General features: G+C 41.9%; 9 protein-coding genes. 3 read left to right on the top strand and 6 right to left on the bottom strand.

What is annotated here, in order from left to right:
• The first annotated feature begins 230 nt into the window (after positions 1-230).
• Positions 231-5,261: a S8 family serine peptidase gene (locus AOG26_RS12890; RefSeq protein ID WP_054562857.1), complete on the top strand. Its 5,031-nt coding sequence runs from the start codon at positions 231-233 to the stop codon at positions 5,259-5,261.
• A gap of 123 nt (positions 5,262-5,384) precedes the next feature.
• Here AOG26_RS12890 and AOG26_RS12885 read toward each other — a convergent pair whose 3' ends face one another.
• From AOG26_RS12885 to greB, 4 genes are all read right to left on the bottom strand, one after another.
• Entirely contained in the window at positions 5,385-7,700 is a 2,316-nt protein-coding gene (locus tag AOG26_RS12885; protein WP_054562856.1) for a Tex family protein, read from the bottom strand.
• A gap of 135 nt (positions 7,701-7,835) precedes the next feature.
• Positions 7,836-8,417 (bottom strand): CBS domain-containing protein, encoded by a 582-nt coding sequence (locus tag AOG26_RS12880; protein WP_054562855.1) that lies wholly within the window; start codon positions 8,415-8,417, stop codon positions 7,836-7,838.
• 49 nt (positions 8,418-8,466) lie between these two features.
• Positions 8,467-8,772, bottom strand: coding sequence for a hypothetical protein (locus AOG26_RS12875; protein WP_054562854.1), 306 nt, complete (start codon positions 8,770-8,772; stop codon positions 8,467-8,469).
• Positions 8,773-8,886: 114 nt separating this feature from the next.
• On the bottom strand, positions 8,887-9,369 hold the full coding sequence (gene greB, locus AOG26_RS12870) for a transcription elongation factor GreB (RefSeq protein ID WP_054562853.1): 483 nt from the start codon (positions 9,367-9,369) through the stop codon (positions 8,887-8,889).
• A gap of 166 nt (positions 9,370-9,535) precedes the next feature.
• Between greB and ompR the strand changes: the two genes are divergently transcribed.
• Entirely contained in the window at positions 9,536-10,255 is a 720-nt protein-coding gene (ompR, locus tag AOG26_RS12865; RefSeq protein WP_054554428.1) for an osmolarity response regulator transcription factor OmpR, read from the top strand.
• Between the two features lie 5 nt (positions 10,256-10,260).
• Positions 10,261-11,556 carry a two-component system sensor histidine kinase EnvZ gene (gene envZ / locus AOG26_RS12860; RefSeq protein WP_054562852.1) on the top strand — a complete coding sequence of 432 codons (1,296 nt, stop codon included), beginning with the start codon at positions 10,261-10,263 and terminating at the stop codon, positions 11,554-11,556.
• Between the two features lie 113 nt (positions 11,557-11,669).
• On the opposite strand, the gene AOG26_RS12855 is transcribed toward envZ, so the two are convergent.
• On the bottom strand, positions 11,670-12,251 hold the full coding sequence (locus AOG26_RS12855) for a hypothetical protein (protein ID WP_054562851.1): 582 nt from the start codon (positions 12,249-12,251) through the stop codon (positions 11,670-11,672).
• 164 nt (positions 12,252-12,415) lie between these two features.
• Positions 12,416-14,458 (bottom strand): glycoside hydrolase family 97 protein, encoded by a 2,043-nt coding sequence (locus AOG26_RS12850; protein WP_054562850.1) that lies wholly within the window; start codon positions 14,456-14,458, stop codon positions 12,416-12,418.
• Between the last annotated feature and the right edge of the window lie 61 nt (positions 14,459-14,519).

Genomic DNA, 14,519 nt, shown 5'->3' with positions numbered 1-14,519 from the left:
TTGTTTCTGTAATCGTATTTTGTACAAAACGCTACATTTTGTATAAACATCCTTCAATGCGTTTATTTTTACCGCTCTGGTGTTTATTTAATGTTAATCTTGTGTCTCAGGTGTGTACAGGTCGGTTTGACCATGTAACCCCCCCTCTGTATATGTTTGCCTGCTAAATAATTTAGTGTGTCAGCTCAAGCAATTTATGAGCTGTTTAGAATTAAATCAGTGGGAATCATATGCAACCTTGCAATAAGAAAATCGCACACTTGAAGAAAAGTTCAGTAGCCGTACTTACAGCCTTGTATGTCGGTGCTACAGGCTATGCTGCGGCAGAGCCTGGCTTTAACAAAGTGTCAGATAAAGGCTTTTATCAGCCAACATTTACAGCTGAAGATATCGCGAATTATCAACAAGAAAAAAAAATCGAAGATCATCCAAGCTTACTCAAAGGGAGTGCTCAACGCTTAAACCAGCACTATCAAAGTCAGCAGCCGGAACATGTTTTTCAACCTCAAGATGGGGTGACAGGAATTCAAACATACATTGTGCAAATGCATGATGAGCCTGTGGCAAGTTATCAAGGTGATATTCAAGGTTTCAGCGCTACAGCTATTACTGAATCTCGCTCTTTAATGGTTAGAGAGCGTATTGATACAGCGTCGCAAAGTGTACGTGCGTATCAAGGTTTTTTAAAGCAACGTCAAACAGCAGTATTAAGTAAGGCGCGTGCAATAGGTGCCAATATTGCGATTAAAAAGCAATTTACTCTTGCAAATAACGCGGTAGTGGTCGAAATGACACAAGCTGATGCAGAGCTACTTGCGACACAATCAGGCGTAAAGCGTATTACTCCTAACCGTATTTTTGAATTACGCACAGACCGTGGTCCTGAGTTTATTGGTGCTGATCAATTATGGCAGGGTGCAACACCGGCTTCATCGGTGGGTGTTAAAGGTGAAGGTATGGTTGTGGGTATTATTGATACAGGTATCAATACAGACCATCCAGCATTTGCTAGCGACGAACAATACAGTGAGAAAAATCCACTAGGCGCAGGTAACTTCGTAGGTGACTGTGAGGAAGAGCCTGAGCTATGTAATGACAAGCTAATTGGTGTTCGCTCGTATCCAGAAGTCACAGCAATGAATGCTGATTATCAATTTGCACGTGCAGATCGCCGCCCTGAAAATGGTGAAGACTATAATGGTCATGGCTCTCACACAGCAAGCACTACGGCGGGTAATTACATCGAAAACACACCGCTTCAAGCTGCAACAGGTGAGAAAGTAAGTGATGGTGAAAACTTACCATTTACGTTTGAAAGTACCAGTGGTGTGGCACCTCGTGCGCATATCATTTCGTACCAAGTGTGTTATGCAGGAAACTCGGGTGATCTATATTCTGGCTGTCCTGAGTCAGCAATTTTATCTGCATTTGAAGATGCGATTGAAGATGGTGTAGATGCAATCAACTTCTCGATTGGTGGTGGTGAAAGCTTCCCGTGGGAAGACCCAATGGAAATGGCTTTCTTAAGTGCGCGTGAAGCAGGTATTTCAGTAGCAGCAGCAGCGGGTAACTCAGGCCCATATTATATGTCTGCGGATCATACTTCGCCTTGGGTAACTACAGTAGGCGCATCAACCCATGATCGTGTAATGGACTTAGGTTCTAAAACCATCAATAACTTCCAAGGAACGCGCACGCCTTATGCTGGTGAGTATTCAGGTAAGAGTTTCTCTGGCGGTATCACAGGTGAAGTTGTACTTGCCGAAAAGTACGACGACCCGAACGAAAATGATGATTACAATGCAGCAAGCTGTAATGCCCCTTTCCCTGCTGGCACGTTTACGGCTGACCAAATTGTAGTGTGTTTACGTGGTGACATTGCACGTGTCGACAAAGCTAAGAATGTGGCAGCTGGTGGAGCGGGCGGCTTTATTCTACAAAACATTAGTTCTGCAGAGAGCCTTGTTGCTGATAACTATGTGATCCCAGGTATTCACTTACCATCAAACGCACGCTATACAATTCGTAATTGGGTTAATGCTAACCCTGATGGCGCAGCTATTGCGACAATTGGCGAGCCAGAAAATAACTATTCATTTGATGAAGAAGCAGGTAATCAACTTGCTATCTTTAGTTCTATGGGACCAAGTTATTACATCAATAACCTTGTTCCAGACGTGACTGCACCAGGTGTTGATATTTATGCTGCGAATGCTGATGACCAACCATTTACAGCTTATCCAAGTGCTTCTGATTGGACTTTTATGAGCGGTACCTCAATGGCTACGCCACATGTTACGGGTGCAATGGCGCTAATGATGCAAATGCACCCAGATTGGACGCCAGCAGAAATTCAATCAGCGCTAATGATGACGGCAAATAAAGTACGTATTTCTAACGGCGTTACTTTAATTGACCCATACTACAACTTCATGGCTGGTGGCGGTGCGATTGACGTAGCACAAGCTGCCAATGCGGGTCTTATCATGGATGAGACTATTGAAAACTATCATGATGCGAACCCGCGCAATGGTGGTTTAGTAGAGTGGCTTAACCTACCTTCGTTAGTTAACCAAGACTGCGAACTTGAATGTACGTGGATGCGTACAGTTAAGGCAACAAAAGATGGTACTTGGGATGCAACGGCTTATGGTTGGGCTGTTGAAGGTGAAGAAGAAAGCTCTGGTGTAGAAGTTAGCGTAACACCAAGTAATTTCACACTTCAAGCAGGTGAAACACAAGATGTGATGGTTACTATGAAGTTGCCAAATATCATCGAGTCGAAGCTTGATCCTGTTGAAGAAGGTGCGCCTTGGGACAATATCTTAAATAAAGATGCTTGGTTCAACGGTAAAGTGTTATTCAAGAACACTGATGGCGACTCACCTGATGCTCATTTCACATTAGTTGCGAAAAACGTCATTGATGAGCTACCAACCATGGTTGATATCGATATGGCACGTGCAAGTGCATCAGAATCAATCGTAGTTAATACCGATAGCTACAGTGAATTTACGCCGACTTATTATGGTCTAGTAAAACCAACGGAGATTACCGCAAATATCTTAGGTGTTTCACCTTATGTGACAAAAGACCGCGTTGAAAAAGCGTGGGATATCCAAGCGTTTGAAGTACCAGAAGGTACAAAACGCTTAATGGTTAAAGTTGCATCTACCGAGCAAACTACAGATTTAGCAGACCTTGTTGAACCTCGTTGGCAAATGAAAAAAGCACACTTGATAGTGGGTTATGATGCTAATGAAAGCGGCTCATTCATGGTTTCTGATGAAGAGATTGCGGAAGATTCTACAGCACTTATCAAAGCGCTAAATGAAGAGATGATTTGTTACTCTTCAAGCAGTGTTGAAGATAACTATTGTAATATTATTGACCCTAAGCCTGGTAAATACTGGTTTGCGACTGCAGCTCTAGCAGGTTCACGTGATGTTGGTTATCAAACAGTGACTCATTACGCCATTGTTAAAGAGCAAAATACCGGTGAATTCAGTGTATCAGCGCCACAGCAGCACAGCGGCAATGGTAACTATGAAATTGCTGTAAATTGGGATTTACCAGATGCGCAACCGAATGATGTTTATTATGGCGGCTTTGCATTAGGTAATGCAGAGGGGGCTGAAGGCACCCTTGGTTTTACATCGGTTAACTTAAAGCGTGATGCAGAAGCACTTACCCTAAATGTTGATCAAGACACTGCTCGCGCTATGGACTTAGTTAACGTTAATGTAAAACTTAAAGCTAACTATGAATCTAAGGCGCGTGACTATTCATTGTCATTGACGATTCCTGATGGCATGCAAGTTTGGCCACAAACGCTAACTTCAAACAATGAAGAAGTTGCAGCTTCGTTAGTTGTAGAAGGCAACACGTTAACTATTCAAGGTACACAAGACGCAACGCGTAACGTACAACGTGATTATGTGGTAACTAACAACATCACTAATGAGATGTGTAAAACGCCAATGATTGATGAATTCTCGACAGGGGGATATATCGATTTATGGGGTGATTTCCGCATTCAACCTGAAGCTGCTTGGTATGAAGGTGGCTCAAATGTGTACTTTGATGTGCCAATTGATTGGTTATTCTATAAAGAAGGTGCGAAGTTTGAAATTTACAACCAAGTAAATAATAACGAAGTACGTTTACACCCAACAGGTGCAATGCAGTTCACACCTATTTGGTGGATGATGAGTGCACACCGCGGTCCAGGTTTCTTAGTTGAAGCATTGGCACCATTCTGGCGTGGTTCGTTTGAAATCGAAAATCTTCGCCATCCAACGGATCCAACAGGTCTAACGATTGCTTCTCAGTATAAAGAAGAGCGTCCTGACTTAGGTGATCTCGTATTCATGGAATTCGATAATGTGACTGATAAATACACAGGCGACACGTTTGACTATGAAGTGATTTTACGTAGTGGTATCGATGACCATGAAGGTATGTTCGAAGCTATTTTTGCTTACGATAACCTAGGCGCAGGTGTTGATGAAGGGACTATCTTTATTGAAGGTGGTGATAGTGTTTACTCTACAACTGCCGGCTTTAAAGACGGTGCATTAAGCAATGTGGTTGGTTATGACGACCTTGGCAAGATCTTACAAGATGACTTAGTGATCTGTTTTGATTATGTTGGCCCAGAGCAAAGTGAAGTTGAGTTTAACTTTACTGCTACGGTTATGCCTGATGCGAAAGGTTCTGTGCAAGATATCACCCTTGATTACCAACTAGGTAGCCAAGAAGGTGGTATGTTAATGCACTCAATCGGCGTACAAAGCAACCTGAAAATGAGCGACATCGCTGATATGACGGTAGCAGAAAATGGCCGTATCGATGGTGTTGACGTGATGGTTGTTGATGCAGACCAGTCGCCAAATGAATTAGTGGTAACCGGTGAGAACGTTACGGCTGAAGTTGACGGAATGTCGTTTAACTTAATCCCTGATGCACATTTCCATGGTGAAACAATGGTAACAGTCACAGTGCAAGACAAAGCTAACCCAGCAGACAAAGTAAGCAAAGAGTTCTTGCTTATGGTTGAGTCTGATGGTGTAGAGCTTGGTTGTACTGATGCTGCTGCGACTAACTATGATGCGACTGCGAATGAAGATGATGGTAGCTGTGAATTCGCTTCACAAGTAACACCAGAAACTGAAGCGGAAACTAAGAGTTCTTCAAGCGGCTCATTAGGTCACTTCATTGTGTTACTACTGCCATTACTTGCACTTCGTCGTCGTAAGTAATAGCGATAAAGGCTCAGTTTATTGAGCCTTTCATAGCAACGAGACTGATTAAGTTGCTATACAAATAAAAAACCGCGTAAGTTTTAACTTACGCGGTCTTTTTCGACTTATGCCTACAGTCTATTATTTTTTCACTTTTGCATTGGCAAATGCATCTGCAAAGGCATTACCCATGGCAACATTGCCAAATTCGCGTTTTTGCTTAGGTGCACTTTTCGCTTTCGCAGCTGGCTTAGGTTTGCTAGCTGGTGCGGCTTTATTGCTGGTATCAACATCATCATCTAAACGCATGGTAAAGCTAATACGTTTACGAGCAGCATCTACTTCAACTACTTTTACTTTTACAATATCGCCAGCTTTAACCACTTCACGTGGATCAGAGATAAACTTGTTAGTAATCGCAGAAATATGCACTAAACCATCTTGGTGTACGCCCACATCAACGAAGGCACCAAAGTTAGCAACGTTAGACACTACACCTTCTAAAATCATACCTGGTTTTAGGTCGTTAATAGTTTCAACACCGGCTTTAAATTCAGCTGTTTTAAACTCAGGACGCGGGTCACGACCCGGTTTATCAAGTTCTTTGATAATGTCGGTAACCGTTGGTAAACCAAATTTTTCGTCTATGTAGTCGTTCGCAACGAGCTTGTTTAGGATGTCAGAGTTACCAATTAGGCTGTTTACATCTAAGTTGTTCTTCTCGCAGATACGCTTAACAACCGGGTAGGCTTCAGGGTGAACTGACGAGTTATCAAGAGGATCTGAGCCTGTGCTGATACGTAAGAAACCGGCAGCTTGTTCAAAGGCTTTAGGCCCTAAACGTTCAACTTTTTTCAGTTCAGAGCGTTTGCTGAATGAGCCATTCGCATCACGGTAGCTAACAATATTTTGTGCTAAGGTTTTGTTTAAGCCAGATACGCGGGTAAGTAGTGGCACCGACGCCATATTTAGGTCTACACCTACTGAGTTTACACAGTCTTCAACCACTGATGTTAGCGTTTGACCAAGTTGGCTTTGCGATACATCGTGCTGATATTGACCTACACCGATTGATTTAGGCTCAATTTTTACCAGCTCAGCAAGTGGATCTTGTAAGCGACGCGCAATAGACACAGCACCACGTAGTGAAACATCAAGGTTAGGGAATTCATTAGCGGCAAACTCAGATGCCGAATAAACAGAAGCGCCTGCTTCACTAACCATCACTTTATTAAGTTTAAGCTCAGTGTTGGCTTTAATCAGTTCAGCTACTAATTTGTCAGATTCACGTGAAGCGGTACCATTACCAATAGCGATTAGCTCAACTTTATGCTGGCGGCATAATTGCTCAAGAGTACGAAGCGATTTGTCCCAATGATTTTGTGGTGCGTGCGGGAAAATCGTTTGTGTTGTTAACAGCTTGCCTGTGCTATCTACAACGGCAATTTTACAACCAGTACGTAAACCAGGATCCAGACCTAACGTGGTACGTGGGCCTGCAGGAGCGGCCATTAATAAATCTTTTAAGTTCTTAGCAAAAACGTCAATTGCGCCGGTTTCTGCTTTTTCGCGCATTGCACCTAAAAATTCATTCTCAAGGTGAAGGCTTAACTTAATTTTCCATGCCCATTGCACTACGCCCATTAACCAAGCGCTTGCAGCAGAATTGCTAACATCTAAGCGATAATGATCGGCAATCATTTGTGCGCACACTTGCGCCGGATTTTCTGCGCTAGGCTCTGGGTTGATACTAAGTTGTAATACGCCTTCATTGCGAGCACGTAGCATAGCAAGTGCACGGTGTGATGGTACTTTTTTAAGCGGTTCTTGATGCTCGAAGTAGTCGCGGTACTTTACACCTTCATTTTCTTGACCAGCAATTACAGTACTTTCAATCTGACCATGTTGTGCGATATGGCTACGGAATTTAGCTAGCAATTTTGCGTCTTCAGCAAAGCGTTCCATTAAGATAAATTTAGCACCATCTAGCACTGCTTTATTATCTGCAAAACCTGCATCAGCATTAATGTAATCACTTGCTTGTTGTTCTGGGTCGAGACTTGGGTTGTTAAATAGCGCATCGGCAAGCGGCTCAATGCCCGCTTCAATGGCAATTTGCCCTTTTGTACGACGTTTAGGTTTGAAAGGCAGATATAAATCTTCAAGCTCAGTTTTACTGTCAGCGTTATTAATATCAGCACTTAGTTCGGCTGTTAGCTTGCCTTGCTCTTCAATAGTATTAAGGATAAAGCTACGGCGTTCTTCTAATTCACGTAAATACGATAAGCGCTGTTCAAGTAAACGTAGTTGCGTGTCATCTAAGCCACCAGTTACTTCTTTACGATAACGGGCGATAAAAGGAACTGTGGCACCTTCATCAAGTAATTTGATTGCAGCAACAACCTGTGGTTGCTGGGCACTTAGCTCGGTTGCTAAGCGTGCAGAGATATTGCTCATGCATAAACCTTTTTAAAAATAGAAAATCAGTAAAACTGAAGATTAATTGCCTGAATAATATCACAATAAGAAGGCCTTAAAAGCACTGCTTTTAAGGCCTGCAAAAATAGTCTTACACAACGCAGATTTTAACGCTTAGTGCGGGTGATCAACCTGCTGTAATACTTCGCTAAAGCCATTAGCAATTGGGTTGATATTAACAGGAATATGTAATTTTTTAGCGATCTCTCGAGCTGAAATCAAACCACATATTTCTTGTTTAGCACTGGTTACTAATAAGAACATCATACCTTGGTGTTCCATGGTTTGCAGTGCATCGCCAATACTTGCGTAGCTGATGCTTTGCAGGCTCACACCAGCTAAGCTGCTAAGTGGCGTCATTACATCGTGTAAAGTAATTTCTTCACGGTGTAAGTTCAAGCGCTGTGCAAGGATCATAATTTTTGAGCTTTGCAGATCGGCACTAGAAGTAATACCGAGTAGTTTATCTTCGTTATCAACCACTAAAATAAAATCTGAGCAACAGCTATTTGTTTGCTTTAAAGCATCAACAATAGTGGTGCTGTAATGTGCACGTAAAGGATCTTTTTTAGTAAAGCTATTAAGTACTTTTAAAGCTGAAGAAGTGAGATCTAGTGTTGGCTCAACTTCATTCACTGCATTAGATAATGCGCCATTAGAGATATCTTGAAGACGTAATTCTTTGAAATTATTCATTTTGGTCACCATACATTTTAATAAAACTGAAATAGAAAATTTGAGTTAATTAAAAAGCAGGTGGCCCTCGCTGGTGCGCGCTATAAACAGACACCTTATTACAAGGGTGAACATACGAAACCACACGTGCATCTGGCAGTGGTTGGGCTACATTAGCAACGAACGCAGGTGTATGTTTATCGAGGTCGGTATCTAAGTTGGCAGGGTCTGCACTATCACACGCAATAAAGTGAGCGGTTGGCGTAACACTGTCTGAATGGCTCTCTATATCACTGGCGTAAGATATCAAACTCACACTAATTAATAGTGCGAATACAATGGCATTACTCATTATGCGTTGTATTGCGTTTGACATACTTACTACCTTCTAAAACTCAAGTAATGATTTATCTTGAGTACCTTTAGTTATAGATCACATTTTTAGACTAAACAATCACTAATTAACGCTTTCTGAATTTTCTGGCAAAAATTATTTCGCATCCGGATAAGTTATCTCATTGATATACCATTCTTTTGCGCCTTCAGGCGTGTTCACCGAAAAGTCATCATCTACTTGTTTGCCAAGTAGCGCTCGAGCCATAGGTGCATCAATCGAAATGTAATCTTTGCGTTCGTAAATTTCGTCGGGGCCGACAATACGAAAGCGCTTTGTTTCGCCTTGCTCATTCTCAATTTCGACCCAAGCACCAAAAAACACTTTTCCCGCTTGCTGTGGGTTGTAGTCAACAATTTTAAGATCTGGCATGCGTTTACGAAGATAGCGTACACGGCGATCTATCTGTCGTAAAACACGCTTATTAAATTGATAATCTGCGTTTTCAGAACGGTCGCCTAAGCTTGCTGCCCAAGTAACAATTTTGGTAATTTCAGGGCGCTTTTCATGCCATAAGTAGTCATGTTCTTGTTGTAATTGCTGATACCCTTCTCGGGTTATTAAATTTGTCTTTGCCATTTTATTCAGCCTAAAAAGAAAACCAGCCGCAAGGTATAAAAGTCTTTTACCTTTGTCGAGTCGGATTTTGAAATGTTCAGTAACAATCTAAGCGCGTAATTCGTTTTTTATTCTTAACTTTTTCATTTATATTAATAAGTAACATATTACAAAAAGAATGAAAGTTATGGGACACGAAACGACAAAAGTATTGGTTGTTGATGACGATATGCGCTTACGTAGTTTGCTAGAGCGTTACCTTGTAGAACAAGGCTTTATTGTTCGCTCAGCAGCAAATTCAGAGCAGATGGATCGCTTATTAGAGCGCGAGAACTTCCACTTGATTGTATTAGATTTAATGTTACCAGGTGAAGATGGGTTATCAATTTGCCGTCGTTTACGTCAAAAAGAAAATGACATTCCAATTGTAATGCTTACAGCCAAAGGCGATGAGGTTGACCGTATAATCGGTTTAGAGCTTGGTGCTGATGATTACATTCCTAAACCATTCAACCCACGTGAACTGTTAGCGCGTATTAAAGCAATTTTACGTCGTCGTGCTAAAGAAGTGCCAGGTGCGCCGGCTGCCGAAGAAAACGAAATTAGCTTTGGTGACTTCACACTAAACCTTGCGACCCGCGAAATGAGCCATGGTGATAAAACAATGTCGTTAACCAGTGGTGAGTTTGCGGTATTAAAAGCGTTAGTGACTCATCCTCGTGAACCGCTTAGTCGCGATAAATTGATGAACTTAGCACGTGGCCGAGATTACAGTGCGCTTGAGCGCAGTATCGATGTTCAGGTTTCACGCTTACGCCGTATGATTGAAGTGGATGCCGCTAATCCTCGTTATATTCAAACAGTATGGGGCTTAGGCTACGTATTTGTGCCAGACGGTGAAAAATAACAGTAATGGGCATGTTTCCACGTAGTGCGTTTGGACAAACGGTATTTTTGGTTGCGGCCCTGCTGTTAATCAATCAAATTGTCTCTTATATCACGGTTAGTTTTTATGTTGTTAAGCCAACTATAGAACAAGTAAACCTGATCCTTTCGAAACAGGTGAAAACTGTGTTTATCGAATGGGAAGAAGGGGTTGAGGTAAGCAAAGAAGCCTCTGACAAGTTTTTTGAGATCACCGGCATCGAAGTGATGACCCAGCGTCAAGCGATGAGTGAGGGGTTGGCTGAAACTCGTGAGTATTCAATGCTATCGCGCAGTATGTCGAAAGAGCTCAATGGCTCTGCTCGGGTACGAATAAGCCAAACCGATCCACTTGTTTATTGGGTTGAAGCCCCGCAAGCACCGGGTTATTGGGTGCGCGTGCCGCTCACCGGCCTGCAAGAAAACAACCTGAAGTTCTTAACCTTTTATTTATCGAGTATTGGCTTTTTAAGTGTACTCGGTGGGTGGTTGTTTGCCCGCCATCTAAATAGACCTTTAAAGGCACTGCAACAAGCCGCTGTTAAAGTAGGGGTGGGTGACTTTTCTACCAAGCTAGAAGAGCAAGGCTCTACTGAAGTTATTGAAGTAACCCGTGCGTTTAACCAAATGTCGCGTGGAATTGCTGCCCTTGAGAATGACCGTCGGTTATTAATGGCAGGTGTTTCTCATGACTTGCGCACGCCGCTTACACGTATTCGCCTTGCCACCGAAATGATGTCGGACGATGAAGATTACCTGCGTGAAGGGATCATTCATGATATTGAAGACATGAATGCCATTATCGACCAATTCATTGAATATTTACGCCATCACAAACGTGAAGAACTTGAGCTAGAAGACTTAAACGCGATTGTTTCTGAAGTTGTCGAAGCTGAACAAAAACATCACCGCACTATTACCTTTAAAGAGAATCCGAGCTTAAGCGAAGTACCAGTGAGTATGGTAGCAATAAAGCGTGTTGTTACTAATATGATTGAAAACGCAATTCGCTATTCAGATGGTGATATAGAGGTTGAAACCCGCGTGAGCAGTAATAAAAAGTTTGCCATGGTCGTGGTTAACGATCACGGCCCGGGGATCCCAGAAAGCGAACTTGAAACTGTATTTGAACCGTTTAAACAAGGTGATGCCGCTCGCGGTAGCGAAGGCAGTGGCTTAGGCCTTGCGATAATTAAACGTATTGTCGATATGCACGGCGGCCGAGTACAACTACTTAATCGTCCAGAAGGTGGCCTAAGCGCGCAAATCTATTTGCCTTTTTAAAAGTATTTAGCTTTAAGCCTTAAGCTATAAGTTTCAAGCAGCCCGAGTGGGCTGCTTTTTTATGGGTGGAGATTTACAGAGCAGTTAGTTACTTATAATTTAAGTTGCCTCAGTTATGAGTTATCAATAAAACTAGTTTTAAAGTGCTTTCTTGCTTTGAAAGGTGCTGAAGCAATGATGAAATTTAAAGAAAGTAACAAGATAACTATTAAGATAGTTAGCCAGTTTAAAGCCATCTGAATGAGAGTTGGTGGTTTATAAAAGCCAAAATGCATGAAGTCGGCAATTAAAATTTTATTCTTATAAATTAAGCTGTTACAAAAATTGCCAAGTGCAAAAAAAGATACACTAACCAGAAATAGCATAGCAGTTATAGTTGCCACTTTGAGCTTTAAAATATTTACCTTTATATATTTCGTTAAAAAATATAGAAATACTAAAAACGCAATACTGCTTACAAAGAGCGTGGCACCTAGCCCTAGAGTTAGTAGATTTGAAACCACCCATACTGGCTTTACAGTTATTGGCAAATCATTCGGATTTATGTCGTCAGTCACTAAAAAGATGTAAATAGACATATAAGTCAAAATACTGATTACAGTGATCGGAATATGCCAAAGTAATTCACGCTTTTCTTTTTTTCGAGCTGTTTTATGTGCGGTATTTCTCTGTGCAAGTCTTTCTAAAGGGTCCATTCTTTACTTACCTGAGTAATCATTCAAAAAATTTACCTTTGAGAAAGGTGATTTGCAAGTAACCATAGCCAATACTCGTCCTCCTATTTCTCAAAACAATAAAAAAGCGCGACATCAAATGCCGCGCTCTTTTTTCTTGAAGCTTAAAACTTACAGCTTTTAGCTTAGATTGCTTTAAATCGAATCGCTGTGCCGCCGCTGGTGGCAAGCTTTAATGTTAGCTTATCATCAGCAGTAACAACGCGTTTTTCTACTTTTAAGTCGTAAGGGTTATTTACCCATTCGGCTTTGTCACCGTCACGGTAGATTTGCGCTTCAAACTTTTTACCTTTATCTAAGAAGTCTAACTTCACTTCTAAAGTGCGAGCTTTTTCGTCTGTAACAGCACCTAGATACCAGTCGTTACCTGAGTATTGATCACGCTTGCGTTCTTTACGTGCAAACACAACGTAATCGCCAACCTCACCTTGTAGTGCAATACTTTGTTGCCAATCAGTTGGTACATCCTGAATAAACTGGAATGCATCTGGCTTCGCTAAGTAGTTACGTGGTAAATCTGCCGCCATTTGAATTGGGCTGTACATTACAACGTATAGCGCTAATTGCTTCGCTAGGGTTGTTTGTGGGCGGTTGGTATCAGCACCTAAACCGTTAAAGCCCATATCAAAAATACCTGGCGTAAAATCCATTGGGCCTGCAAGCATACGGGTGAAAGCTAGCATAGGAATATGCTCTGGTGGGTTCGGTGGTGTACCCCATGCGTTAAACTCTTGACCACGGGCACCTTCACGAGCAATCCAGTTCGGGTATGTACGACGTAGGCCGGTATCTTTCACAGGCTCATGTGTGTTGATACTAATTTTATGCTTTGCAGCTAGTTTTACGTTGTGTAGGTATTCATTAACCATGAACTGACCATCGTGCCATTCTTTGCGTACAATGCCGTTTTCATCGATACGCTTGATGTTACCACCGTCGGCGACATAACCTGTTTTAACTTGGCTTACATTTGATTTTTCGTATAACGCAAATGCATCTTCCATTTGGTTACGGTAGTTGGTCACGTTGCCCGAAGTTTCGTGGTGACCAATTAATTGTACGCCTTTTTCTTTGCCGTAACGTGTCAGCTCTTCAATATCAAAGTCGTCGTAAGGTTGTGTGAAGCTAAATACGTCACCGTTAAAAAACCAGTCGCCATCCCAGCCAATATTCCAGCCTTCAACTAACACGCCATCGAAGCCATATTTAGCAGCGAAGTCCATGTAATACTTAGTGTTTGCAGTGGTTGCTCCATGAATCTTACCGCTACCCCAAGTATTTTCATTGATGTGCATACCCCACCAAATACCTACGTATTTACCGGGTTTTACCCAAGATACATCACCCAGTTTATTTGGTTCGTTTAAGTTTAAGATGATATCTGAGTTGATTAAATCAACGGCTTCATCACCAATTTGAATTGTACGCCAAGGAGTATTAAATGCGCCTTGTTTTTTGACCGCTACACCGTCTGACCAAGGTGTTAGATCGGCTTGGAAGGTACCATCACGACGTTGATTTAAAACCATGCCTGCATAATCAACAAGGACAGCTTCGTGAATACTGATATGCACACCCTCTTTATTTTTTATAGTAAATGGTGTGTGCACAAGTGCTGCTTTATGAAGTGGGGTGGTGTTATAAACATATTCATAACGGTTCCAACCACGAGCGGGGATCCACCAAGCTGTTGCATCTGATGAATCTGTAATAGCAAACTCTGTAAGCTCTTTAGTGATTTCTACATCATCATAGCCAGCTTGTTTTGGTAATTCGTATCGAAAGCCTACACCATCATTAAAAGCACGAAAACGTACCGTAAATGTGCCACCTTGTGGTTGTGGTTTTTTAAAGGTAACAGCGACTTCGTTATGGTTATCAACCACAGTTTGGCGTTCACCCCAAGGTTGCTCCCAGCTGCTTTTTACCGAATCAGTGGTTTGGCTGCTAATTTTATAACCTTCACTCATTGCTGGTTGTTGTTTAAAAACAAGGCCTAACGAAGAGTTAGCAATGACTTGTTTACCGGCAAAGCTGATTTCGTAGCTAGGTGTGTGTTGCTCATCTGAGATAGTTACTTTGATCTGCCCATCAGGTGAACTGACGGTTGTGGTTTGTGCTAGGCAAGTACCTGAAAAGGCTGCTAACATTAAGGCAGTTAATCGCATTGTTGTTCCTTGGCGGCTTATGGTTATGGATTGTTGTCATGTATTCACATATATCCTTAAA

This window comes from Pseudoalteromonas sp. UCD-33C, assembly GCF_001306895.1.
In the GTDB taxonomy this organism is placed as follows: domain Bacteria; phylum Pseudomonadota; class Gammaproteobacteria; order Enterobacterales; family Alteromonadaceae; genus Pseudoalteromonas.
Note: the sequence above shows the minus strand (reverse complement) of the source record. Positions and strands in the feature narration are given on the sequence as shown.